We start from the raw sequence: 23,334 nt of genomic DNA, 5'->3' as shown, positions 1-23,334 counted from the left end.
CATTCTCCTCTAGTCGCGCAAGGCGACGATCGCTTCGATCTCGACGGTGATGTTTCCCGGCAGCGAGCCGAAACCCACCGCCGAGCGGGCGTGCTGTCCGCGCTCTTCGCCGAAAACATCGATCAAGAGATCGGAGCAGCCGTTGATGACACTCGGATGATCGAGGAAATCAGGCACCGCATTGACCATGCCGAGCAGCTTGACGACGCGCTTGACGCGCGACAGATCGCCGAGTGCATCCTGCATGACGGACAGCAGGTTGATGCCGGTCAGCCGCGCATGCTTGTAGGCGTCCTCGACGCTGACGGAGCCGCCGACCTTGCCGGAATGCAGGAAGCCGTCGGCCTCCCGCGGTCCCTGGCCGGACAGGTAGAGAATGTTGCCTTCGATGACATGCGTCACGAAATTGGCGATCGGCGGCGGCGCCGGCGGCAGGGTGATGCCAAGCGCCGCCAGCCTCTCCTGAGGCGAACCGGATAGTTTGGCGGTGGTTGGAGACGTGTTCACGTAAGCTCCTGTCATGCGATTTCTATCTTCTTTCTTACCGGTAGGAATAGCCGTGGCTGTGACGCACGAGCTTGCGGGCACGCGGGATATAGCGGCTCGCCGTGATCGCCTCGCTGCCGATGACGGCATAGCGAGGCTCGAAAAGCTTGTTGAGTACCGATACGTCGCCGTTGGAATCGGTCGCTTCGATATCGGAATCGATCAGGTCGAAGATGGTGAAGTCGGCGCGCTGGCCGACAGCCAGGCGATCTTCCATCGACAGCTTGATGACCGAGGCCGGGGCATGGGTGACGGCTTCCACGACCTTGTCGAACGGCATGCCGACCGACAGCAGCTTCGACATCGTCGTCGCCAGATCCCAGACCGGGAAGTTCATCGAATGGCCGTGCAGGTCGGTCGAGATCGAAAACGGCAGCAGCCCGCGATTGATCGCCGCTTCCGCCACCTTGAAGGAGAAGGAGGCGCCGCCATGGCCGATGTCGAGGCGGATGCCCTCGCCCGCGCAGCGCTCGGCGAGATTGAAGAGATCCTCGTCTTCCATGATGCTCGAACCCGCCTTGCCGTTGAAGCAATGGGTGACGACATCGCCGGGACCGAGGATTTCGAGCACTTCGTCATAGAGTGCCGGCGGCTCGCCGACATGCACCATCATCGGGATCTTCAGGATCTTGGAGATCTTCTTGCCGAGCTTGACCGGGGTCACACCCCAGGAGCCGGTGATGACGTGGCTGGCACGCACCTTCAGGCCGACGATGTGTTCGCTGTTTTCAGCATAGCATTCGAGAATGCGGTCGAGATCGATATCCCTGATATCACGCAGCTCCGCAACGCGGTTGCAGGCGACGAGGCCGATCGAACCGAGATTCAGGAAGGCCTTAATGCGCTCTTTGGAGGGCTCGATGATATATTCGCGGAAGCCGTGGAAGTTGGCTTCACCGGCCGATCCTGCATCGACAAGGGTCGTCACGCCACGCTCGGCGCCGCATTCCGACGGGCGGATCGAGATATCGGTGCCGCCGTGCCAGATATGGACGTGGAGATCCACCCAGCCGGGCGATATCCACGCGTCCTTGCCATCGACGCGCGTCACGTCCTCGGAGACGGCGAGCTGAGGGCCGATCTTGGCAATCTTGCCGTCGCTATCGACGAGGATATCGACAGCGCCTGCAGGCGTTCCGGCACCGAAAGCCATCGGCTTCACATTGGTGAGGAGGAGCGGCTTGCCCGCTTTTTCACCGGTCATTTACAGGTCCTTTCGAAGTTTTGGATCAAGCATGTCGCGCAGGCCGTCACCGACCATCTGGAGCGAGAGCACGGAGAGAATGATGGCGACACCCGGAAACAGCGTCATCCAGTCGGCCTGGCCGATATACTGGCGGCCAGCGGCGATCATCGTGCCCCAGGTCGGGATCTCAGGGCTGACGCCGAGGCCGAGGAACGAGAGACCGGCTTCGGCCAGCATGGCGCTGGCAAACAGGAAGGTAGCCTGTACCATGATCGGCGACAGCAGATTCCGGAGCACATGGCGTGTCATGATGTGGAAGGTCGAAATGCCGAGCGCCTGCGCTGCCTCGACATAGGGAAGCTCGCGGATAACAAGCGTCGAGGCGCGAACGATACGGGCAAGACGCGGTGCATAGACGATCGACAACGCGATAATCACTGTCGTCAGCGACGGACCGAGCGCGGCGACGAGCGCGATCGCCAGCAGGATATCCGGAAAGGCCATCATCGCGTCGATCAGGCGGGCAATCGGCGTATCGAGCTTCTTGAAGAAGCCGGCAAGCAGGCCGAGCGTCACGCCGATCACCGATGACAGCGCCACGACCGCCACACCGACCAGTAGCGACAGCCGCCCGGCATAGATCGTGCGCGACAGAACATCCCGGCCGAACTCGTCGGTGCCGAAGAAGTAGGTTCCGCTCGGCGGCTTCAGCCGGTTGACGATCGACAGCTTCGACGGCGAGTAAGGCGCGACCCAGGGGGCCAGGACTGCAAGCAGCACGAAGATGACGAGGATGACGAGGCCGAAGGCAACTGTCTTGCGTCTCAGCAGGCGGCGGATGAACTTGCGGTTTTCGCTTTCCGCGGGCTTGATTGCGATATCTGTCATCAGTAGCGCACCCTCGGATCGACGAGCAGATAGAGCATGTCGATCGCAAAATTGATCAGGACATAGAGTGCAGCGATCACCAGCAGCGCACCCTGAATGACCGGATAGTCACGGCGGAGAACGGCCGAGACCACCAGATTGCCGACACCGGGAAGGCCGAACACGGTTTCGGTGACGACAGCGCCGGAGATCAGCACCGCCGCGGTCAGGCCGAGAACGGTCAGGATCGGGATCAGCGCATTCTTCAACGCATGCTTGAGGATCACCTTGCGCTCGACCAGCCCCTTGGCGCGGGCCGTGCGGATATAGTCGTCACCAAGCACGTCGAGCATCGAGGCACGGGTGAAGCGAAGGATCAGCGCCGATGAGACGATGCCGAGCGCGAAGGCGGGCAAAGTCAGGTGATACATGCGGTCGAGAAACGTCGAGCCCGGGCCGCCATAGCCCGACACCGGGAACATGCCGAAGCGGACAGCGAAGACCTGCATCAGGATCAGGCCCAGCCAGAAGCTCGGAATGCTGGCGGCTAACATCGCCAGCGTCGTTGCCGCCTGGTCGACGAAAGAACCGCGCCGGTAGGCAGCATAGATGCCGATCGGCAGCGCGATCAGGCTGGCGATTGCCAGCGAAAAGATCGTCAGGAAGAAGGTCGGTTCGGCACGGTCGAGCAGTGCCGATGTGACCGGCATGTTGAGGAAGATCGACTGGCCGAGATCGCCCTTCAGAAGCTGGCCAATGTAATAGATGTATTGCACCACGAGAGACCGGTCGAGGCCGAGGCTGGCGCGCAGATCAGCAATGTCCTGCGGCGTCGCATCGGGGCCGAGCATCACGGCCGCCGGATCACCCGGCGTGACGCGCACGATGACGAAGACGATCGTGACGACGAGAAACATCACGACGATCATGCCCGCAAGGCGCTGGAGAATGTAGCGTATCATTGAGGCATGCACCCCGCACACGGTTGGAAGTAGACGGCGGCAACAATCTCTCCCTCATTCCTGTGCTCGTCACAGGAATCCAGCGCGCCCAAGTCCTTGGGCGCAGAAGACTCTGTGACGCAATTCTGGTCATTCACGGCGCAGACGCGCCGTGGCTGGATCCCTGTGACGAGCACAGGGATGAGGGGGTGGGGAGCAGCAGCCGCCATCATCAGAGGTCCGCGATTACTTCTTGACGGACGCGTTCCAGAAGTAGGGCCACGGAGCCGGATCGACGCCTTCGAGTTTGGTCGACTTCGCCGAGACGGCGTTGAAGTCGCCGATCTTCATGTAGGGAAGCTCGTCATACATCGCCTTCTGGACATCGGCCCAGAGCGCGATGCGCTTCTGCGGATCGACTTCCGAGGTGAAGGCATCGACGGTTGCCTTGCGCGCCGGCGTATCCCACCAGCCGGGCGAGCTCGGCGACAGCGAACCGATCAGCGCCGGTTCCGGCAGGAACGGGCTATGGGTGATGTAGATGTCCCAGAGCTTGGAGTCCGTGCGGCGCTGCGTCAGCGTTGCCCAATCGACGACCTGCAGGTCGACGGTGAAGCCGGCAAGCTTCAGATACTCGGCTGCGACCTGTGCCATCTTGTAGTGGAATTCGTACTGGCGGCTGGTGAGAATGCGGATCGGCTCACCATTGTAACCGGCCTTTTTCGCAGCCGTTGCGGCCCCTTCGGGATCCGCGACGTTGTAATTACCCTCAACGCCGGCATCGGTGTTCCAGGCAAACGGCTTCGGGTAGATATCGCCGTCGAGCGTGTAGAAATCCGTGCTGCCGAAGGCAGCCGCCAGCATGTCTTCCATGCTGAGTGCCTGACGGATCGCCTTGCGGACCTCGACATTCTTGGCAACGCCCTCTTTGGTATTGAAGACGAAGACCGGATAGCCGAACGGCTTCAGGATGACCGGCTGCGAGGCGCTCGACGCCTTCAGCTTGTCGAATGATTCGACCGGGATGGAATCGACATAATCATACTGGCCGGAGACGGCAGCCTCGACGCGGGTATTGGCATCGGGAACCGGCACGAAGCGGATTTCGTCGAGATATTGGTGGCGCGCACCACCATAACCGTCGCTCTCGCCATCGCGCGACTTGTAGCCGTCGAAGCGGACGAGCTGGATATACTGGTCGGCCTTGCGCTCCTTGAGCATGTAAGGGCCGGTGCCGATGAATTCCTTCATCGGCTCGTCCTGCTTTTCGGACGGGATGATGATCGCGGCCGAGTTGTTGAAGGCGAGCAGGGAGGTCAGCGGCGCATAGGGCTGCTTCAGAACGATCTTCACGGTCGCCGGATCGACGGCGGTAATCGAATCGATGAAGCCGACGACCTGCTTGCCGCGCGAAGCGATCTTCGTCCAGCGATTGAGCGAGGCGACGACGTCGTCAGACGTCATGTCGGTATTGTCGTGGAACTTGATGCCGGTGCGCAGCTTGATCGTATAGGTTTTACCGTCGGCGCTGATCTCCGGCAGGCTTTCCGCCAGAAGCGGCGTGACGTTCCACTTTTTGTCGAAGGTGTAGAGCGTTTCGAAAATGTGCTGCGTGACGATGCCGACGAGATCGGCGGTGGAGGACATCGGATCAAGCGTCGGCGGTTCGCCGATCGTGGCGACGTTGATGACGCCACCCTTTTCCTGAGCCATCAATGTCGTCGGCAGTGCGACCAGCGCGGTGCCAAGAAGGAATGCGACTAGAGTCTTCATTTGCATGCTCCCGGTGAATCGTTCCACTATTATGTTATGGCAGGCTTAATAATAGAATATCGGCGGAAGTGGTCCTGTCAACCGGTAAAGTGGCTCTATGAGCAGAAATGAAAAGGCGTGCGCAGAGACTGCGCACGCCATCGCCTGCGGAAGACCATATGCCTAATGATGGAACGGCGTGTATTCGAGGCGCTGAAGATGACCTGCATCGGCAATGGCCTCGATGCGCGAGATCCGGTCTCCATCGAAGGCGATGAGTGCCGCAATGCGCAGCTCGCCCTGGATATGAACGATGAAGCCAAACCCATCGTCGATGAAGGCACCCTGGGCGCCGCGCGCGCGCCCGTTGAAGGTGGTTGCCACGGCATGCGCGCCATGCAGCTCACCGGTATCGCCGAGCCGCAAGGCCGCAGCATCCGGCATGAAGGCGACGTCCGGGTGTAGAAGCGACAGCAGAGCCTGGAAGTCACCGTTGCGTGATGCCGCCAGGAATGCCGTCACCAGCGTCTTTCGCCGCTCGATATCCGCAGCGGGTATCTCCGGCTTCCCCTGAACCCGCCGCCGCGCCCGGCTCGCAAGCTGCCGCGCCGCCTCGGATGTCCGGCCGATGATTGGCGCGATATCGTCGAAGGGAATGTCGAACATATCGTGCAGCACGAAAGCAACGCGTTCTGCCGGGCCGAGCTGATCGAGGACAACCAGCATGGCAACGCCGACCGAATCGGCAACCAGCGCCTCGCGCTCCGGATTCGCGGATACCTTGGTGTCTGCTATCGTTTCGTGGACCGGAAGATCGAGCGACTCTTCACGCCGCGTCTTCTTCGAGCGCAGCATGTCCAAGCAGATGCGGGCAACCACGGTGCGAAGCCACCCGCCGATATTCGCCACCTCCCCGGCATCCGAGCGGGAAAGCCTCAGCCACGCCTCCTGGACGGCGTCATCCGCCTCGGTGCGCGAGCCGAGCATACGGTAGGCCACCGCCTTCAGATGCGTCCGGTTGGTCTCGAACTGATCTGCCAGAAATTTCTTCTCGTCCATCGGTCACATCCTCCTCGCGTGTTCCGTCAACACCATGACGAACGGCTGCCGGCCGATGTGACAACGGATGGCAGCGTCATCGCTCGAACCACGAAACCGACAAGGAGACATAACCTGCAATCGAGAATGGGAAATCCGGCCGTTGTTCTTCCTGAAGCCATGCAGGCGCTGATGGCGCTGAGCAGCGTCCCGCAAAAAGTCGGGCTGCCGCCGAAGCTGCTGGAACTGGTCAATCTGCGCGCTAGCCAGATCAATGGTTGCGGCGTCTGCGTAGACGGCCATCCGCGCATCGCCCGGAAGCTCGGAGAAACAGACGAGAGGCTCTTCGCCGTCGCGGCCTGGCGCGAAGCGCCGTATTTCTCCGATCAGGAACGCGCAGCTCTGGCACTCACCGAAGCCGTTACACGGCTCAGCGACCGGGCAGACCCGGTGCCGGACGAAATCTGGGACGAGGCCACGCGTCACTTCGATGGCAAGAGCGTTGCGGCCCTCGTCATCGCCATTGCCAATATCAATGTCTGGAACCGGCTGAACGTCGCCACCCGGCAGATCGCCGGTGAATGGAAGCCCTGAACGCAAAGGGCCGCTGTTGAGGACAACGGCGGCCCGAAGCCTTGCAAAGCTTAAATTATCCCGCCGCCACCGGCAGCCGAAGCCGGACGCTCGGCCGAGACCTTGTTGCGGTAGCCGCTGGCGCGATAGGTCGCGACCGGATCGATGGCGCCGCCGGCGCGGCGGCGGGCCTCGGCGAGGATCGGTTCGACATCGGCGCGGTAGGCGCGCTTCAACGTTTCCGTCGCCATCAGCGCATCGTTTCCATCCTGATAACCGGCCAGCGCCTTGCGATCGACGAGCAGCGCCTGCGCGTAGGCGCGGCGGATTTCGTTGGCGCTGTTGATCAGGCTTTCGATCGGATCCGTCACGTTATGCGACTGATCGATCATGTGTGCCGGGTTGAAGTCGTTGACGCCGCGCTGCTCGGCATCGACGAGTTCGTTGAACACGAGGAACAGGCGGTAGGGCTCGATCGAACCGGCGTCGAGGTCGTCGTCGCCATATTTCGAGTCGTTGAAATGGAAGCCGCCGAGCTTTCCGAACTGCACCAGACGGGCGACGATCATTTCGATATTGGTGTTCGGCGCGTGGTGGCCGAGGTCGACGAGGCACTGTGCCTTGGGGCCGAGCGTCTGGGCGATCAGGTAGTTTGTGCCCCAGTCCTGCACGATGGTCGAATAGAAGGCCGGCTCGTACATCTTGTGCTCGGAGAACAGCTTCCAGTCATCAGGCAGAGCTTTGTAGATGTCAGCCATGGAGGCGAGATAGCGCTCAAAGGCCCGGGTGAAATTGCTCTGGCCGGGGAAGTTCGAGCCGTCGCCGATCCAGACGGTCAGCGCCTTCGAGCCGATCGCCTTGCCGATTTCGATGCATTCGAGATTGTGCTCGACGGCCTGCGCCCGCGTTGCCGCATCCGTGTGGCTCAGCGAGCCATATTTATAGGAATGCTTCTGGCCGGGCGCATCGGAAAAGGTGTTGGAATTCATCGCATCGAAGCCGAGGCCGAGTGACTCACCCTTCGCCTTCAGCTCCTTGGCATCCATCTTGTCCCACGGAATGTGCAGGGAAACATTGGGCGTCGTCCGCGTCAGCTCGTTGATCACAGAGCAATCTTCGAGTTTGTCGAAGATGCCGCGCGGCTCGCCGGTGCCCGGGAAGCGGGCAAAGCGCGTGCCGCCGGTGCCGACGCCCCAAGAGGGAACGGCGACGAAGAATTCCGAAACACGGCGCGTAACGGTTTCGATGTCGATGCCGCGGCGGGAAAGTGTCGCGCCCAGCGCGTCATAGTCTTCCTTGAGCGCCGCTGCACGCTTGTCGTTTTCCTGCGCGATCACATCCTGCGCGATCTTGAACTCGGCCATGATTTCCTCCCGATCTGCATCGCGGCCTGGAGAGGTCCGCGGCTCTATCCCTCATTCCTGTGCTTGTCACAGGAATCCAGCCACGGCGCGTCTGCGCCGTGAATAACTGACCAATCGCTGGAGCCTCTAGTCTCCCGCGCCCAAGGACTTGGGCGCACTGGATTCCTGTGACAAGCACAGGAATGAGGGAGGAGAGCAAGGCCCTCGCGTCATACGAAACGACGCCCCCTACCGCGGGAAGCTCTGGGCGTTGCCGGCATCGACATTGATGATGTTGCCGGTTGACTTCGCCGAGAGATCCGACGCCAGGAAGTAGATTGCCTCGGCAATATCTTCAGGGAAGACATTGAGCTTCAGCATCGAACGCTTGCGGTAATGCTCCTCGAGATCATCCACCTCGATCTTCGAGGAGGCCGCACGCTGTTCGCGCCATTCGCCGTTCCAGATCTTCGAGCCGCGTAGAACCGCATCCGGGTTGACCGTGTTGACGCGGATGCCGGCTTCTGCCCCTTCGAGCGCCAGGCAGCGGGCCAGATGGATTTCCGCAGCCTTGGCGGTGCAATAGGCGGCCGCGTTCGGCGAGGAGGCAAGGCCGTTCTTCGAAGCGACGAAGACGACGTTACCGCCGAGGTTCTGCTTGCGGAACAGCCGGAACGCTTCGCGGGACACCAGGAAATAGCCGGTCGCCAGAATGTCGATATTCTTGTTCCACATCGAAAGCTCGGTGCTTTCGATCGGTGCAGACGAGGCGATACCGGCATTCGAAACCAGGATATCGACACCGCCGAACTCGACGCAGGATTCGGCGAAGGTCGAGATCACGGCATCTTCCTTGGTCACATCCAGCTTGACGCTGCGAACGGCGTCGGCACCGAACTTCGCCTTGAAATCGGCTTCCGTCGCTTCGAGTGCGGCCTGATCGATATCGGCAAGCACGACGCACGCGCCCTCGCCTACCAGACGTGCCGCCGTCGCGCGGCCGATACCGCCGGCGCCGCCGGTGACGAAGGCGACCTTGCCGGCCAGGCTCTTCGGCTTCGGCATGCGCTGCAGCTTGGCTTCTTCGAGCAGCCAGTATTCGATGTCGAAGGCTTCCTGTTCCGGAAGCCCCTGATATTCCGAGACCGTCGAGGCGCCACGCATGACGTTGATGGCGTTGACGTAGAACTCGCTGGCGATACGGGCGGTTGCCTTGTCGCGGGCAAAGGACAGCATGCCGACGCCGGGCACCAGGAAGATAACCGGGTTCGCATCGCGCATAGCGGGCGAGTTGTCATGCTTGCAGTCGTTGTAATAGCGGGCGTAATCGGCGCGGTAAGCTTCCAGCGCCGCGTCCAGACCAGTAATGATCGCATCGACATCCGGCTTTGCCGGATCGAAATCGACGATCAGCGGGCGGATCTTGGTGCGCAGGAAATGATCCGGGCAGCTGGTGCCCAGCGCGCCGAGCGGGCGAAGGCTCTTCGAATTGACGAACTCGAGCACGGCATCCTGATCGTCGAAATGGCCGAGCTTACGCTCCTGCTTGCCGATACGGCCGCGAATTTCAGGCATCAGACGCGCTGCAATCGCACGGCGTTCGGTGACCGGCAGGCTCTGCGCCGCAGCGCCGCCGAAGATCGTCTTGCTTTCGGTCTTTTCGGCAAACCAGACGATCGCCTTGTTGATGATATCGAGGGTCAGTTCGTAGCAGGCCTTGGCGTCGTTCGCCCAGGTAAAGAGACCGTGGCTTTCGAGCACGACGCCCTTGGCATTCGGGTTGGCTTTGACGAAGGCTTCGAGATCGAGGCCGAGCTGGAAGCCCGGGCGGCGCCAGGGCAGCCAGCCGATATCGGCGCCGAAGATCTGCTGCGTCAATTCCTTGGAATTCTTGGAAGCGGCAATGGCGATGATCGCGTCCGGATGCATGTGATCGACATGCGTGAACGGCACGAAGCCATGCAGCGGCGTATCGATCGAGGCGGCGCGCGAGTTCAGGTTGAAGGTGCAGTGGGGCAGGAAGCCGACCATGCGGTCTTCGTCCGCGGTGCCTTTGTAGATGCTCTTCAGCGAATCCAGCTTGTCCTGGTAAAGCGTGGCGAAGCCGTCGAGCTTGATGGTGCCGACGTCGCCGCCGGAGCCCTTGACCCAGAGAACCTTGACCTTTTCGCCGTTCAGCGGGTCGGTTTCCATCACCTTCGCAGAGGTATTGCCGCCACCGTAATTGGTGATGCGCTTGTCGGCGCCGAGGAGGTTGGAGCGGTAGAGCAGCTTGCCGGGCTCATCGAGCTTTGCCGCGTAGCTGTCATCCCAACGGTTATCAAGAAGCCGGACGTTGGCCGCCATGTCATCCTCCCATATGAGTTCTTTTGCGCGGAGCAATCCACGCCCTTGTCGTGACCGATATCGCTCATGAAAATGCGCGTTGTCAATCGAAAACGATCAAAAACAATTATTGTGCAGCGCAATATGAAAATTCTTGATCGTTTTTGATTGACAGCTTTTAACCGATACGAAATAAATGTGACACGGAGGAACCAATGCACGAACGCGAACGCCATCGCATCATCATGAGCGCGGTACAGGAAAAGTCGGTCGTCACGATACAGGATATCGCTGAACTGACCGAGGCTTCCGAGGCCACGATCCGTCGTGACATTGCGGCGCTCCACGTGCAGGGCAAGATCCGCCGCGTACGTGGCGGCGCCGAAGCCGTTCACCCGCCGCAGCTCGGCAATCTGGCCGGCCGCCCGTTCCGAGTTTCAGAATCAGTCAATATCGATAAGAAGCGCGCAATCGCCCGCGCTGCCGTGGATCTCTGCGATCCCGGCGATGCCATCATCATCAATGGCGGCACCACGACATTCCAGATGGTCCACTTCATGTCCGGCCACCGGATGCAGGTGATGACCAATTCCTTCGCCATTGCCGAACATCTGGTGAAGCATTCGAAGAACACCGTCACCGTGCCCGGCGGCGTCATCTATCGCGAGCAGAGCCTCATTCTCTCGCCGTTCGATAATGACGCGATACGCCATTTCTATGCGCGCCGGTTCTTCTTCGGCGCCCAGGGCGTCGGCCCGCACGGCATCATGGAAGCCGATGCGCAGATCATTCAGAGCGAACAGAAGCTGATGCACCAGGCCGACGAGCTCGTCGTCATGGTCGATTCCAGCAAGTTCCGCCGCCGCTCGAGCCTCATTCTGTGCCCGCTCGAGCGCGTTTCGACGATCATTACCGACGATGGAATTCCGGAGGAATCCGTCCGGATGATCGAAGATGCAGGTATCAAGCTCGTTATTGCGAGCGCCGCGGCGCAGGCCGCAAGGGAGGATTCCTCGTCGGTCGCCTGAGGGGCGCCGGCCGGATGTCGTTAGACTTAATCAACGTGGGAGGATGAAAGCATGAAACTCGCAAAGAAACTTGCAATCGGCGTGGCATTTGCCGTCGCCATGATGGCCGGCTCGGCCAGCGCCAAGGACATCAAGATCGGTCTCGTCGTGAAGTCGCTAGGCAACGGCTTCTTCGATGCTGCCAACAAGGGCGCGCAGGAAGCAGCCAAGGAACTCGGTGGCGTAGAAGTCATCTATACCGGCCCGACCTCGACGACGGCTGAAGGCCAGATCGAAGTCATCAACTCGCTGATCGCACAGGGCGTCGATGCCATCGCGATTTCGGCGAACGATCCGGACGCCGTCGTTCCGGCACTCAAGAAGGCTGCTCAGCGCGGCATCAAGGTCATCTCCTGGGATTCGGGTGTTGCGCCTGAAGGCCGCATCCTGCAGCTCAACCCGTCTTCCAACGAGCTGATCGGCAAGATGTGCCTGACGCTCGTCAAGGATCACCTCGAAGGCGGCAAGGGCGACTTCGCCATCCTGTCGGCAACGACGACCTCGACGAACCAGAACATCTGGATCGACCAGATGAAGAAGCAGCTCAAGGACTTCGCCGGCCTGAACCTCGTCACGACTGTTTACGGCGACGACCTCTCGGACAAGTCCTATCGCGAAGCTGAAGGCCTTCTGAAGTCCAACCCGAACGTCAAGGTCATCGTCGCTCCGACGACGGTCGGCGTTCTGGCTGCTTCGAAGGTTGTCGAAGACAAGGGTCTGGTCGGCAAGGTCTACGTAACAGGCCTCGGCCTGCCGTCTGAAATGGCCGGCGCGATCAAGTCGGGTGCGACGAAGGAATTCGCCATCTGGAACCCGATCGACCTCGGCTACTCGGCAACGCAGATCGCCTATCACCTCGTCAAGGGTGATGCCGATGGCAAGCCGGGCACGGAAATCGAAGCCGGCCGCATGGGCAAGATCAAGATCGACGACAAGGGCGAAGCCGCCATGTCCGATCCGTTCGTCTACAACGCTTCGAACATCGACCAGTTCTCTAAGGTCTTCTGATCTTCGAAACACGCATGAACACCCGGCGGTTTCGTGCCGCCGGGCTTCTCTTTCTTCATGGTTTTGCTGATGACTGCTGCCCTTCAAGAATCCGTACAGGTCGCTGTGCCCGCTGACGCGCCCGCCATTCTGGAAATGCGCGGCATCTCGCAGATCTTTCCGGGCGTCAAAGCGCTCGATAATGTCAGCATCGCGCTCTATCCCGGCAAGGTCACCGCCCTGATCGGCGAAAACGGCGCCGGCAAGTCGACGCTGGTCAAGATCCTGACTGGCATCTATCGCCCCAACGAAGGCGAAATCATCGTCGATGGGCAGGCCGTGAGCTTCACGAGCGCGCAGGCCGCGATCGACGCGGGCGTCACCGCCATTCATCAGGAGACTGTTCTTTTCGACGAGCTGACGGTCGCCGAAAACATCTTCCTCGGCCATGCGCCGAAAACCCGTTTCCGCACCATCGACTGGAAGGCGATGAACGAGCGCTCGCGCGAGCTGCTGATTTCGCTGGAAAGCAATATCGACCCGACGATCCGCCTGAAGGACCTCTCGATCGCGCAGCGCCATCTCGTGGCGATCGCTCGCGCATTGTCGATCGAGGCCCGCATCGTCATCATGGACGAGCCGACCGCCGCGCTTTCCCGCAAGGAAATCGACGATCTCTTCCGCATCGTCCAGGGCCTGAAGGCCAAGGGCAAGGCGATCCTCTTCATCAGCCACAAGTTCGACGAGGTCTATGAGATCGCCGACAATTTTGTGGTCTTCCGCGACGGCAAGGCCGTCGGCGCCGGGCGTCTCAAGGAAACGCCGCAGGATGCGATCGTCAAGCTGATGGTCGGCCGCGATGTCGAGAACGCCTTTCCGAAGATCGACGTGGCGATCGGCGCCCCTGTTCTCAGCGTCGAGAGATACTGTCATCGCACGGAATTCCGCGATATCACCTTCACGCTCCGCAAGGGCGAAATCCTCGGTATCTACGGCCTGATCGGCGCCGGGCGCTCCGAACTCTGCCAGTCCCTCTTCGGCATCACCAAGCCTCTGTCGGGCAAGCTGACGCTGGAGGGACAGGAGATTTCGATCGGCTCGCCGCTCGACGCGATCCGCGCCGGTATCGTTTACGTGCCGGAGGAGCGCGGCCGCCATGGCCTGGCGCTGCCGATGCCGATCTACCAGAACATGACGCTGCCATCGCTGACGCGCACCTCGCGCAAGGGCTTCCTGAAGGCCGCCAACGAATTCGCGCTCGTCCGCAAATATGCCGAGCGGCTGGATCTGCGCGCCGCAGCGCTTTCCGTTCCCGTCGGCACGCTGTCGGGCGGCAACCAGCAGAAGGTTGTCATCGGCAAGTGGCTCGCCACCATGCCGAAGGTCATCATCCTCGACGAGCCGACCAAGGGGATCGACATCGGCTCCAAGGCCGCCGTCCATGGCTTCATCAGCGAGCTCGCCGCCGAGGGCCTGTCGATCATCATGATCTCGTCCGAACTGCCTGAAATCATCGGCATGTCGGACCGTGTGCTGGTCATGAAGGAAGGCCTTTCGGCCGGCCTCTACGACCGCGACAAGCTTTCGCCTGAAGCGCTGGTGCGCGCGGCGACCGGAAATGCGTGAGGGAAAAGCATGGCAAGACTGATCAGAAAACGTGAAACCCTGCTTTTCCTCATCATCGTCGTGATGATCGGCGTCTTCTCGACGCGTGCCGCCGATTTCGCAACGCCCGACAATCTCGCCGGTATCTTCAACGACACCTCGATCCTGATCATCTTGGCGCTGGCGCAGATGACGGTGATCCTGACGAAGTCGATCGACCTGTCGGTCGCCGCCAATCTGGCCTTTACCGGCATGGCGATCGCGATGATGAATGCCGCCTATCCCGATCTGCCGCTGGCCGTGCTGATCATTGCCGCCATCGCCATCGGCGCCTGCCTTGGCGCCATCAACGGTTTCTTGGTCTGGGCACTGGAGATACCGCCGATCGTCGTCACCTTGGGCACGCTCACCATCTATCGCGGCATGGCCTTCGTTCTCTCGGGCGGTGCTTGGGTCAACGCCCACCAGATGACGCCGACCTTCCTCTCCGTTCCGCGCACGCCGATCCTCGGGCTTCCGGTTCTCGGCTGGGTCGGGATCGTCATCGTGCTGATCATGTATGTCGTCCTGAAATACACCCAGTTCGGCCGCTCCGCCTATGCGACCGGCGGCAATCCGACGGCGGCCGTCTATGCCGGTATCGACACCGGCTGGACGAAGTTCCTGGCTTTCGTGCTGTCCGGTGCGCTGGCCGGTCTTGCCAGCTATCTCTGGGTGTCGCGTTATGCTGTCGCCTATGTCGATATCGCCAACGGCTTCGAGCTCGACAGCGTCGCGGCCTGCGTCATCGGTGGCATCTCGATTGCCGGCGGCGTCGGATCGGTGGTCGGCACGGTGCTTGGCGCGCTTTTCCTCGGTGTCATCAAGAACGCCCTGCCCGTCATCGGCATCTCGCCCTTCACGCAGATGGCGATATCAGGGACCGTCATCATCCTCGCCGTCGTCTTCAACGCCAGACGCGAGCGCAACCGCGGCCGCATCATCCTTCGTGACAAGGCCGCAGCCGAAACGCCAATCGAGGTGGCAGCATGAGCACCGTTTCCGCCGCACCTGAAAAACGCGTCATTCCCGATCGTCTGGGCACGCCGTTCCGCCGCATCATGTCGAGCTGGGAAGTGCTGCTGTTCGGCGTCGCGGTGCTGATCTTCATCTTCAATTCCCTGGCCTCGCCCTATTTTCTCGATGCCTGGAACCTCTCGGACGCCACCTTCAATTTCACCGAAAAGGCGATGATCGCCTTCGCCATGGCGCTGCTGGTCATCGCCGGTGAGATCGATCTGTCTGTGGCTGCCATCATCGCGCTTGCCTCGACGGCCATGGGCGCCGCAGCCCAGGCGGGCGTCGGAACGCCTGGTCTCGTTGCCATCGGCATCGGCACGGGACTTCTTTGCGGCCTCTTCAACGGCTTCCTCGTCTCGGCGCTGAAACTGCCATCGATCGTCGTCACCATCGGCACGATGAGCCTCTTCCGCGGCATTTCCTATATCGTGCTCGGCGACCAGGCCTATGGCAAATACCCGGCCGATTTCGCCTATTTCGGCCAGGGCTATGTCTTCTGGGTCTTCTCCTTCGAATTCGTGCTCTTCATCGTGCTGGCCATCCTCTTTGCCATCCTGCTGCACGCCACGAATTTCGGCCGTCAGGTCTATACGATCGGCAACAACGATTTCGCCGCCCGCTTCTCCGGCATTCCGGTCGAGCGCGTCAAATTCATCCTCTTCATGCTGACCGGCGTGATGAGCGGCATTGCCGCCGTCTGCCTGACCTCGCGTCTCGGCTCCACCCGTCCGTCGATCGCGCAGGGCTGGGAACTCGAAGTGGTGACCATGGTCGTGCTCGGCGGCGTGTCGATCCTCGGCGGCTCCGGCACGATCGGCGGCGTCGTCATCGCCGCCTTCGTCATGGGGCTCGTGACTTTCGGACTCGGCCTTCTCAACGTGCCCGGCATTGTGATGTCGATCTTCATCGGCCTGCTGTTGATCATCACCATCGCCATCCCGATCGTCGCCCGCCGCATCAAAGCCATGAGCTCGAAATGACCCACGAAAAGCACGCCTTCAAGATGAAGCTCAATCCGGGCATGGAAGCGGAATACCGCAAGCGCCATGACGAGATCTGGCCGGAACTCGTTGATCTCCTGCACAAATCAGGCGCCAGCGATTATTCGATCCATCTCGACCGCGAGACGAATGTGCTGTTCGGCGTGCTGACGCGCCCGGTGGATCACACGATGGCGAGCCTTCCCGAACATCCCGTCATGAAAAAGTGGTGGGCGCATATGGGCGATATCATGGAAACCAATCCTGACAATTCCCCCGTCCAGAGCGACCTCGTCACCGTCTTCCATATGCCATGACCGACTACAGCCGCATCGCCGTTCTCGATATCGGCAAGACCAACGCCAAGGTCGTCGTTCTCGACGCGGCGACCGGCGAGGAAATCGCCGTCGCCAGGATGGCGAACACCGTCCTGAAGGACGGCCTCTATCCGCATTATGACATCGAGGCCCTCTGGTCCTTTATGCTCGATGCCTTCCAGCGCTTCGCCAAGGCGCCAGGGTTCGACGCGATCTCGATCACCACGCATGGCGCTTCGGCCGCGTTGCTCGACGCCAGCGGCAAGCTGGCCATGCCTGTGCTGGATTACGAGCACGAGTACCCGCAGGCCATCCGCGACGCCTACACGGCACTCCGCCCGCCCTTCACCGAGACCTACTCGCCGCGCCAGACCATGGGACTGAATATCGGTGCCCAGCTGCACTACCAGCAGACAGCCTTCCCTGACGAGTTCGCCAAGGTCGCTGCTATCGTCACCTATCCGCAATATTGGGCCGCGCGGCTGACCGGTGTTGCCGCCAACGAGGCGACATCGCTCGGCTGCCACACCGACCTCTGGAACCCTGGGAACGGTGAATACTCCTCTCTGGTCGATACGCTCGGTATCCGCAGCCTAATGGCGCCGATCCGCTCCGCCTTCGACGCGCTCGGCCCGGTCCGGCCGGAGATAGCCGCGGAGATTGGCGCCTCCGTGCCCGTCTATTGTGGCATTCACGATTCCAATGCATCCCTGTTGCCGCATCTGGTTTCGCGGGAAGCCCCCTTCGCCGTCGTCTCGACCGGCACCTGGGTGATCAATTTCGGCGTCGGCGGCGATCTCGAACATCTCGACCCCCGGCGCGATGTGCTCGCCAATGTCGATGCCTATGGCCGCGCCGTCCCCTCCTCGCGCTTCATGGGCGGCCGGGAGTTCGAAACCCTCTCCGCCGAGATCGGCACCGTGCCTGCGAACGAGGCGCTTGCAGCGCTGCCTGCCGTGATCGCCCGCAAGATCATGCTACTGCCGAACGTCGCGCCGGGCTCCGGCCCCTTCCCCGGACGCGAAAAGCAGTGGCTGAACGCCGGCGATGCCAGCAAGGCTGAACGCTATACCGCCGCCTGCCTCTATCTGGCGCTGATGAGCGAGGCCTGCCTCGGCCTGATCGGCGCCAAGGGGCCAGTGATCGTCGAAGGACCGTTTGCCGCGAACAGCACCTATCTTATCCTCCTCGCAGCGCTGACGCAGCGGACAGTGATCGCCCTTCCCGGCTCGACCGGCACCAGCCAGGGCGCCTCGCTTCTCACCGGCGTCAAGCCGGCGGCAACACAGGAAACACGCTTCGAGCCCTTTGCTGTTGACGGTTTGGACGCCTATCGCGCCGCCTGGTATGCGCTGACGGAATAACAGTCTTTCCAAGCCCGCCCTTTACCCCATCTAACCCGAGCGGCTAGTTTGCGCGCACACATCAGGTGGAGGATAAACCATGACAGATTCGACCTTCGATCCGCGCGCCCTCGCGGCCAAGCTTGCGGGCCTTCGCCACGCGGGCAAGCAGGCTTCCACCGCGGAATTCCCGTTGCCCGGCGACCACCGCCAGGCCATGGACGCGCAGAACTTCCTTTCGGCTGAAGAAGGCATTCGCAGCAACGCCTGGAAGGTCTCGATGCCGGCGGACAATCAGCCGGTCACTGCCCCGCTGCATCCCTATTTCGAAGCCGTCTCCGGCGCGAAGCTGCCCTGGGTCGCCGGCACGAAGTTCGAAGCTGAGATCGCCGTGCGCCTCGGCAAGGATCTGCCGATCCGCTCCAGCGGCAAGTACACGCGCGCCGAAGTCGCCGATGCCATTGCGGACGCCTATCTCGGTGTCGAGATGTCCTGGACGGCCGTTGCCGAAGGCAGCAAGATTTCCCCGCTGCTGTTCCTCGCCGACCGCCTTGCCAATCTCGGCTACGTGCTCGGCCCGGTGATGCCGCGATCGATCCTCGACACCTGCACCGGCACGCCGCTCAAGGTGATGTTCAACGGCCAGCCGATCTATGATGCGGCCGCCAAGCATGTGAAGGTCGATGTTCTCACCTGGCTGGTCGATTATGCCAATGACACATTCCGCCCGGACAGCTCGCTGCGCGCAGGCGCAGTGATCACCACGGGCTCGCTCTGCGGCGCGATCGAAGTCGCAACAGCCGGCGAACTCGATGTGACGCTCGGCGATGCGAGGATGCAGCTGGCGCTGGTGCGGTAATCACTCCCTGTTGCGAAACATCTCAATGATGGCGGAAAAGTCCTTTCCGCCGTTGCCGAGCTTCTCGAACAGAGCGTAGAGCTGTGCAGCTTCGGCACCCAGCGGTGTCGAGGCGCCGCTGGCGAGCGCCGCCTCCTGCGACAGCCGCAGATCTTTCAGCATCAATGCTGCCGCAAAGCCCGGCTTGTAGTCGTTGTTGGCGGGCGACGCGGGAACCGGCCCTGGCACCGGGCAATAGCTGTTGATCGACCAGCACTGGCCCGACGATGTCGAGGCGACGTCGAACAGCGCCTGATGTTCGAGACCAAGCTTCTCCGCGAGCACGAAGGCTTCACAGACACCGATCATCGAAATGCCGAGGATCATGTTGTTGCAGATCTTCGCCGCCTGACCGGCCCCCGCCTCGCCGCAGTGGACGATCTTCTTGCCCATCGCCTCGAGGATCGGCTTCGCCTTCGCAAAGCTCTCGTCCGATCCGCCTGCCATGAAGGTCAGCGTTCCCGCCGTCGCCCCGCCCGTCCCGCCAGAGACCGGCGCGTCGAGCGACAGGCAACCGGCGCCACGCGCCAGCTCATGCGCCTTGCGTGAACTCTCGACATCGATGGTCGAGCAGTCGATGACGAGCGCGCCCTTCTCGGCAGATTGCAGGATATCGGCCCACGCCGTCAGGACATGCTTGCCCTGCGGCAGCATGGTGAGGATGATCTCGGCACCCTTGACCGCCTGGCTCGCATGACTGGCAGCTTTCACACCGCTCTCCTCCGCCGCCTTCAACACCGTCGAAGCGAGATCGAACCCGGTCACCTCATGGCCCGCCTTCACCAGATTGGCGGCCATCGGACCACCCATGTTGCCGAGGCCGATAAACGCGATCCGTGCCATTGACGTCTCCTATCTGTTGTCTTCGAGGATCATGCTGGCTGCCTTTTCGGCAATCATGATGACAGGCGAATTGGTGTTACCCGAGGTGATCGACGGCATGACCGAGGCATCCGCGATCCGGAGCCTGGCGAGCGCCCTAAACCTCAGCCGCGGATCGACGACGCTGTCCCGATCGCCGCCCATCCTGCAGGTGCCGACGGGATGGAAGATCGTCGTGCCGATATCGCCTGCGGCCCGCGCCAGCTCCTCATCATTTCGATAGGCAGGACCGGGCTTGAACTCCTCGGGATTGAAACGGGCGAAGGACGGCTGGGCGACGATCCGCCGTGTCAGCTTTATCGATCTGACAGCTATGTCGCGATCGCGTTCCGTCGAGAGGTATCGCGGCGCAATGATGGGCTGCGCGGCAAAATCCGGGCTCGCGACATGCACCGAGCCGCGGCTCTCAGGCCTCAGATTGCAGACGCTCGCTGTTATCGCCGGGAAGGCATGCACGGGGTCGCCGAACTTGTCGAGCGACACGGGTTGCACGTGATATTGCAGATCGGGCGTTTCCTTGTCCGGGCCCGAGCGGGTGAAGATGCCAAGCTGGCTCGGCGCCATCGCCATCGGTCCCGAGCGGCGCAGCAGATATTCCAGCCCGATCGCCGCCTTGCCGATCAGCTTCGTCGCCTTCTCGTTCAGCGTTGGAACGCCCGTCACCTTGTAGGCGAGGCGCAGCTGCAGATGGTCCTGCAGGTCCTCGCCGACGCCCCTAACCTCCCTGACGACATCGATCCCGGCATTCTGCAACACGTCCCCGCGGCCGATGCCCGAAAGCTCCAGAATATGCGGCGAGCCGATCGATCCGGCCGAAAGGACCGTCTCCTTCGACGCATAGGCACGCTTGGCGACGCCGCCATGCTGAAACTCGACGCCGGTGACAGTGCCTTCCTCGACCAGCAGCCGCCGCACCTGCGCCTTGGTCAGAACCTTGAGATTGCCGCGCTTCATCGCCGGGCGGAGAAAAGCCTTGGTGGCGTTCCAGCGAATGCCGGAGCGCTGGTTGACGTCAAAATACCCGGAGCCCTCGTTGGTGCCGCGGTTGAAATCCTCGGTGACGGGGATGCCCGCTTCCTTCGCCGCCTGCTGGAAGGCGTCAAGCACCGCCCATTTGACGCGCGCCTTCTCGACCCGCCATTCGCCGCCGGCGCCATGCATCTCGTCCTTGCCGCGATAGTGATCCTCGGACTTGCGGAAGAACGGCAGAATGTCGTCCCAGCTCCAGCCGGTGCAGCCCATCTGCCGCCACAGATCGTAATCGCGGGCCTGGCCGCGCATATAGATCATGCCATTGATCGACGAGCAGCCGCCGAGCACTTTTCCGCGGGGGTAATTCAGCGCACGGCCGTTCAGGCCATCCTCTGGCGCTGTCGTGAAGCACCAGTCGGTGCGCGGGTTGTTGATGCAATAGAGATAACCGACAGGAATGTGGATCCAGTGGTAGTTGTCGCTGCCACCGGCTTCCAGCAGAAGCACCCGGTTGTTGCGGTCTTCGGACAGCCTGTTGGCCAGCACGCAGCCTGCGCTGCCTGCGCCGATGATGATATAGTCGTAGCGATCCATCTTCAGCACCGGCCGCTCAGCGGCGATAGACAAAGCCCAGCATGCGGCCGATCCGCGATGCATAGAATTCACCGACGATACCACGGCGGAAGATCAGCACGCAGACCATGAAGACGACGCCAGTGATGATCGTCACCGGAAATTCCGAGGTCGCCAGGTAGTTTTGCAGCGTCACGACCAGCCCGGCGCCGAAGATTGGCCCGATCAGCGTACCGATGCCGCCGAGCAGCGTCATCAGGATCACCTCGCCCGACATCTGCCAGGCAACATCGGTCAGCGTCGCGAACTGGAAGACCAGCGATTTGACGGCGCCCGCGAGCCCGGCAAGTGCTGCCGACATGACGAAGGCGCCGAGCTTGTAGCGGGCGACGGAATAGCCGAGCGAGATGGCGCGCTGCTCGTTTTCGCGGATCGACTTCAGGATCATGCCAAAAGGCGAATTGATGAAGCGCCAGATCAGCAGCATGCCGATCAGGAACACCGACAGGACGAAGAAATACATGTTGGTGGAATCGTTCAGGTCGATGAAGCCGAAGAGATGGCCGCGCGGAACGGACTGGATGCCGTCCTCACCCTCGGTGAACTTCGCCTGCAGGCAGAAGAAGAAGAACATCTGCGATAGCGCCAGCGTCACCATCGCGAAATAGATCCCCTGCCGCCGGATCGCCAGATAGCCCATCACCAGCCCGAGAAGCGCCGCGCCGGCGACACCGGTCAGGATGCCGAGTTCGGGCGGGAAGCCCCAGGACTTCACGGTATAGGCGGTGAAATAGGCGGCGCCACCGAAGAAGGTCGCATGGCCGAATGACAGCAGCCCGGTATAGCCGAGCAGCAGATTGAAGGCGCAGGCAAAGAGCGCGAAGCAGAGCAGCTTCATCAGGAAGATCGGGTAGAAAAAGAACGGCGCGAGCACCAGCAGCAGCAGGCCGATGACGAGAAACGCCGCCTGGACCGACAGCGCGGTACGGCTCTTTTCTGGGCGGATGGTTTCGGTGATTTCTGTCATGTCACGCATCCCGGCCGAAGAGGCCCGCGGGCCTGATGAGAAGCACGATCGCCATGATCACGAAAATCACGATGTTCGACGCCTCAGGATAGAAAACCTTCGTCAGGCCTTCGGCGATACCGAGCACATAGCCGGTGATGATGGCACCCATGATCGAGCCCATGCCGCCGACGACCACGACGGCGAAGACGACGATGATGATGTTCGAGCCCATCAGTGGCGAGACCTGATAGATCGGCGCGGCCAGCACCCCGGCGAAAGCGGCAAGTCCAGCTCCCAATGCGTAGGTCAGCGTCAGCAGCAGCGGAACGTTGACGCCGAAAACCTGCACCAGCGTGGTGTTCTCGGTCGCGGCGCGCAGATAGGCGCCGAGCTTGGTCTTCTCGATCAGCAGCCATGTGCCGATGCAGACGACCAGCGAGACGATGACCACCCAGCCGCGATAGATCGGCAGGAACATGAAGCCGAGATTGGTGCCGCCGGCGAGTGCTGCGGGCGTCGCATAGGGCTGGCCGGAGGAGCCGTAGAGATAGCGGAACGTCCCCTCGATCGCCAGCGCCATGCCGAAGGTGAAGAGCAGGCCATAGAGCGGATCGAGATCATAAAGCCGCCGCAGGAACAGCCGCTCGACCACCGCGCCGAACAGACCGACGACCACGGGTGCCAGGATCAGCGCCGGCCAATAGCCGATGCCGCCATAGGCCAGCATCAGATAGGCGACGAAGGCGCCGAGCATATATTGCGCGCCGTGGGCGAAGTTGATGACGCGCAGCAAGCCGAAGATGATCGCGAGGCCGAGGCTCAGCAGGGCGTAGAAGGAGCCGTTGATCAGGCCGATCAAGAGCTGGCCGAGAAGCGCCTGGACGGGGATGCCGAAGATCATGGTCATGGGCTCGCCCCCTCGAGGTAGGCGAAAGGCGTCACGGCACCCTCTCCGCATCCCTCATTCCTGTGCTTGTCACAGGAATCCAGCCACGCGAAGTCTTTCGCGTGAAAAGAGTCCTCCGCGCCGAAGACGCGGCGCTGCTGGATCCCAGTGACAAGCACAGGAAT

21 protein-coding genes are annotated in these 23,334 nt (G+C 61.6%); 9 read left to right on the top strand and 12 right to left on the bottom strand.

Translation table 11 applies throughout. The features are described 5' to 3' along the window. Positions 1-9: 9 nt before the first annotated feature. The 6 genes from AB4Z25_RS17715 to AB4Z25_RS17690 all read right to left on the bottom strand — a co-directional run bounded on the left by AB4Z25_RS17715 (position 10) and on the right by AB4Z25_RS17690 (position 6,351). Positions 10-522 carry a RidA family protein gene (locus tag AB4Z25_RS17715; RefSeq protein ID WP_442208731.1) on the bottom strand — a complete coding sequence of 171 codons (513 nt, stop codon included), beginning with the start codon at positions 520-522 and terminating at the stop codon, positions 10-12. Positions 523-541: 19 nt separating this feature from the next. Beyond that, complete coding sequence (locus AB4Z25_RS17710) at positions 542-1,750, bottom strand: amidohydrolase/deacetylase family metallohydrolase (protein WP_442208730.1); 1,209 nt, start codon at positions 1,748-1,750, stop codon at positions 542-544. After that, a complete protein-coding gene (locus tag AB4Z25_RS17705; RefSeq protein ID WP_112388433.1) occupies positions 1,751-2,620 on the bottom strand; it encodes an ABC transporter permease in 870 nt (289 codons plus the stop codon). Further along, complete coding sequence (locus AB4Z25_RS17700) at positions 2,620-3,561, bottom strand: ABC transporter permease (protein ID WP_162708462.1); 942 nt, start codon at positions 3,559-3,561, stop codon at positions 2,620-2,622. The genes AB4Z25_RS17705 and AB4Z25_RS17700 overlap by 1 nt, the downstream gene beginning before the upstream one ends. Positions 3,562-3,786: 225 nt before the next feature. After that, positions 3,787-5,313 carry an ABC transporter substrate-binding protein gene (locus AB4Z25_RS17695; RefSeq protein ID WP_112514798.1) on the bottom strand — a complete coding sequence of 509 codons (1,527 nt, stop codon included), beginning with the start codon at positions 5,311-5,313 and terminating at the stop codon, positions 3,787-3,789. A 162-nt stretch (positions 5,314-5,475) separates the two neighbouring features. Beyond that, positions 5,476-6,351: a sigma-70 family RNA polymerase sigma factor gene (locus AB4Z25_RS17690; protein WP_442208729.1), complete on the bottom strand. Its 876-nt coding sequence runs from the start codon at positions 6,349-6,351 to the stop codon at positions 5,476-5,478. A gap of 114 nt (positions 6,352-6,465) precedes the next feature. Between AB4Z25_RS17690 and AB4Z25_RS17685 the strand changes: the two genes are divergently transcribed. After that, the gene (locus AB4Z25_RS17685; RefSeq protein ID WP_442208788.1) at positions 6,466-6,924 is read left to right on the top strand and encodes a carboxymuconolactone decarboxylase family protein; all 459 of its coding nucleotides are present in this window, start codon (positions 6,466-6,468) and stop codon (positions 6,922-6,924) included. A gap of 50 nt (positions 6,925-6,974) precedes the next feature. Here the strand turns inward: AB4Z25_RS17685 and rhaI are convergent, their stop codons facing one another. Next, positions 6,975-8,267, bottom strand: coding sequence for an L-rhamnose catabolism isomerase (rhaI, locus tag AB4Z25_RS17680; RefSeq protein WP_442208728.1), 1,293 nt, complete (start codon positions 8,265-8,267; stop codon positions 6,975-6,977). 228 nt (positions 8,268-8,495) lie between these two features. Beyond that, the gene (locus AB4Z25_RS17675) at positions 8,496-10,592 is read right to left on the bottom strand and encodes a bifunctional rhamnulose-1-phosphate aldolase/short-chain dehydrogenase (protein WP_442208727.1); all 2,097 of its coding nucleotides are present in this window, start codon (positions 10,590-10,592) and stop codon (positions 8,496-8,498) included. Between the two features lie 194 nt (positions 10,593-10,786). Here AB4Z25_RS17675 and AB4Z25_RS17670 point away from each other — a divergent pair, with 194 nt between their 5' ends. The 8 genes from AB4Z25_RS17670 (at position 10,787) to AB4Z25_RS17635 (ending at position 18,788) form a co-directional block, all read left to right on the top strand. Then, positions 10,787-11,599: a DeoR/GlpR family DNA-binding transcription regulator gene (locus AB4Z25_RS17670; RefSeq protein ID WP_112388440.1), complete on the top strand. Its 813-nt coding sequence runs from the start codon at positions 10,787-10,789 to the stop codon at positions 11,597-11,599. Positions 11,600-11,650: 51 nt separating this feature from the next. Further along, positions 11,651-12,646 carry a rhamnose ABC transporter substrate-binding protein gene (rhaS, locus tag AB4Z25_RS17665; protein WP_112388441.1) on the top strand — a complete coding sequence of 332 codons (996 nt, stop codon included), beginning with the start codon at positions 11,651-11,653 and terminating at the stop codon, positions 12,644-12,646. 69 nt (positions 12,647-12,715) lie between these two features. After that, positions 12,716-14,251 (top strand): sugar ABC transporter ATP-binding protein, encoded by a 1,536-nt coding sequence (locus tag AB4Z25_RS17660; RefSeq protein WP_442208726.1) that lies wholly within the window; start codon positions 12,716-12,718, stop codon positions 14,249-14,251. A 9-nt stretch (positions 14,252-14,260) separates the two neighbouring features. Beyond that, positions 14,261-15,262: an ABC transporter permease gene (locus AB4Z25_RS17655; protein WP_112388442.1), complete on the top strand. Its 1,002-nt coding sequence runs from the start codon at positions 14,261-14,263 to the stop codon at positions 15,260-15,262. After that, entirely contained in the window at positions 15,259-16,269 is a 1,011-nt protein-coding gene (locus AB4Z25_RS17650; protein WP_442208725.1) for an ABC transporter permease, read from the top strand. Before AB4Z25_RS17655 ends, AB4Z25_RS17650 begins: the two co-directional genes overlap by 4 nt. Further along, on the top strand, positions 16,266-16,586 hold the full coding sequence (gene rhaM, locus AB4Z25_RS17645) for an L-rhamnose mutarotase (protein WP_442208724.1): 321 nt from the start codon (positions 16,266-16,268) through the stop codon (positions 16,584-16,586). Before AB4Z25_RS17650 ends, rhaM begins: the two co-directional genes overlap by 4 nt. Continuing rightward, positions 16,583-17,950: an FGGY-family carbohydrate kinase gene (locus AB4Z25_RS17640; RefSeq protein WP_442208723.1), complete on the top strand. Its 1,368-nt coding sequence runs from the start codon at positions 16,583-16,585 to the stop codon at positions 17,948-17,950. The genes rhaM and AB4Z25_RS17640 overlap by 4 nt, the downstream gene beginning before the upstream one ends. A gap of 79 nt (positions 17,951-18,029) precedes the next feature. Beyond that, complete coding sequence (locus AB4Z25_RS17635; protein WP_442208722.1) at positions 18,030-18,788, top strand: fumarylacetoacetate hydrolase family protein; 759 nt, start codon at positions 18,030-18,032, stop codon at positions 18,786-18,788. On the opposite strand, the gene mmsB is transcribed toward AB4Z25_RS17635, so the two are convergent. From mmsB to AB4Z25_RS17615, 4 genes are read right to left on the bottom strand one after another with little or no spacing between them, the layout of a single operon-like run. Continuing rightward, a complete protein-coding gene (gene mmsB, locus AB4Z25_RS17630; protein WP_442208721.1) occupies positions 18,789-19,670 on the bottom strand; it encodes a 3-hydroxyisobutyrate dehydrogenase in 882 nt (293 codons plus the stop codon). Positions 19,671-19,679: 9 nt separating this feature from the next. After that, positions 19,680-21,275 carry a GMC family oxidoreductase gene (locus AB4Z25_RS17625; protein WP_442208787.1) on the bottom strand — a complete coding sequence of 532 codons (1,596 nt, stop codon included), beginning with the start codon at positions 21,273-21,275 and terminating at the stop codon, positions 19,680-19,682. Between the two features lie 16 nt (positions 21,276-21,291). Continuing rightward, a complete protein-coding gene (locus AB4Z25_RS17620; protein WP_442208719.1) occupies positions 21,292-22,281 on the bottom strand; it encodes a branched-chain amino acid ABC transporter permease in 990 nt (329 codons plus the stop codon). A 1-nt stretch (position 22,282) separates the two neighbouring features. Next, entirely contained in the window at positions 22,283-23,170 is an 888-nt protein-coding gene (locus AB4Z25_RS17615) for a branched-chain amino acid ABC transporter permease (RefSeq protein WP_112596789.1), read from the bottom strand. Positions 23,171-23,334: the final 164 nt, after the last annotated feature.

The organism is Rhizobium sp. RAF36, from assembly GCF_052114105.1.
In the GTDB taxonomy this organism is placed as follows: domain Bacteria; phylum Pseudomonadota; class Alphaproteobacteria; order Rhizobiales; family Rhizobiaceae; genus Rhizobium.
This window is presented reverse-complemented; position numbering and strand designations above follow the sequence as displayed.

Bases quoted from the DNA above. Each gene is read 5' to 3' on its own strand.
- AB4Z25_RS17715 (WP_442208731.1), bottom strand. From the start codon at position 522: ATGACAGGAGCTTACGTGAACACGTCTCCAACCACCGCCAAACTATCC.
- AB4Z25_RS17710 (WP_442208730.1), bottom strand. From the start codon at position 1,750: ATGACCGGTGAAAAAGCGGGCAAGCCGCTCCTCCTCACCAATGTGAAG.
- AB4Z25_RS17705 (WP_112388433.1), bottom strand. From the start codon at position 2,620: ATGACAGATATCGCAATCAAGCCCGCGGAAAGCGAAAACCGCAAGTTC.
- AB4Z25_RS17700 (WP_162708462.1), bottom strand. From the start codon at position 3,561: ATGATACGCTACATTCTCCAGCGCCTTGCGGGCATGATCGTCGTGATG.
- AB4Z25_RS17695 (WP_112514798.1), bottom strand. From the start codon at position 5,313: ATGAAGACTCTAGTCGCATTCCTTCTTGGCACCGCGCTGGTCGCACTG.
- AB4Z25_RS17690 (WP_442208729.1), bottom strand. From the start codon at position 6,351: ATGGACGAGAAGAAATTTCTGGCAGATCAGTTCGAGACCAACCGGACG.
- rhaI (WP_442208728.1), bottom strand. From the start codon at position 8,267: ATGGCCGAGTTCAAGATCGCGCAGGATGTGATCGCGCAGGAAAACGAC.
- AB4Z25_RS17675 (WP_442208727.1), bottom strand. From the start codon at position 10,592: ATGGCGGCCAACGTCCGGCTTCTTGATAACCGTTGGGATGACAGCTAC.
- AB4Z25_RS17670 (WP_112388440.1), top strand. From the start codon at position 10,787: ATGCACGAACGCGAACGCCATCGCATCATCATGAGCGCGGTACAGGAA.
- rhaS (WP_112388441.1), top strand. From the start codon at position 11,651: ATGAAACTCGCAAAGAAACTTGCAATCGGCGTGGCATTTGCCGTCGCC.
- AB4Z25_RS17660 (WP_442208726.1), top strand. From the start codon at position 12,716: ATGACTGCTGCCCTTCAAGAATCCGTACAGGTCGCTGTGCCCGCTGAC.
- AB4Z25_RS17655 (WP_112388442.1), top strand. From the start codon at position 14,261: ATGGCAAGACTGATCAGAAAACGTGAAACCCTGCTTTTCCTCATCATC.
- AB4Z25_RS17650 (WP_442208725.1), top strand. From the start codon at position 15,259: ATGAGCACCGTTTCCGCCGCACCTGAAAAACGCGTCATTCCCGATCGT.
- rhaM (WP_442208724.1), top strand. From the start codon at position 16,266: ATGACCCACGAAAAGCACGCCTTCAAGATGAAGCTCAATCCGGGCATG.
- AB4Z25_RS17640 (WP_442208723.1), top strand. From the start codon at position 16,583: ATGACCGACTACAGCCGCATCGCCGTTCTCGATATCGGCAAGACCAAC.
- AB4Z25_RS17635 (WP_442208722.1), top strand. From the start codon at position 18,030: ATGACAGATTCGACCTTCGATCCGCGCGCCCTCGCGGCCAAGCTTGCG.
- mmsB (WP_442208721.1), bottom strand. From the start codon at position 19,670: ATGGCACGGATCGCGTTTATCGGCCTCGGCAACATGGGTGGTCCGATG.
- AB4Z25_RS17625 (WP_442208787.1), bottom strand. From the start codon at position 21,275: ATGGATCGCTACGACTATATCATCATCGGCGCAGGCAGCGCAGGCTGC.
- AB4Z25_RS17620 (WP_442208719.1), bottom strand. From the start codon at position 22,281: ATGACAGAAATCACCGAAACCATCCGCCCAGAAAAGAGCCGTACCGCG.
- AB4Z25_RS17615 (WP_112596789.1), bottom strand. From the start codon at position 23,170: ATGACCATGATCTTCGGCATCCCCGTCCAGGCGCTTCTCGGCCAGCTC.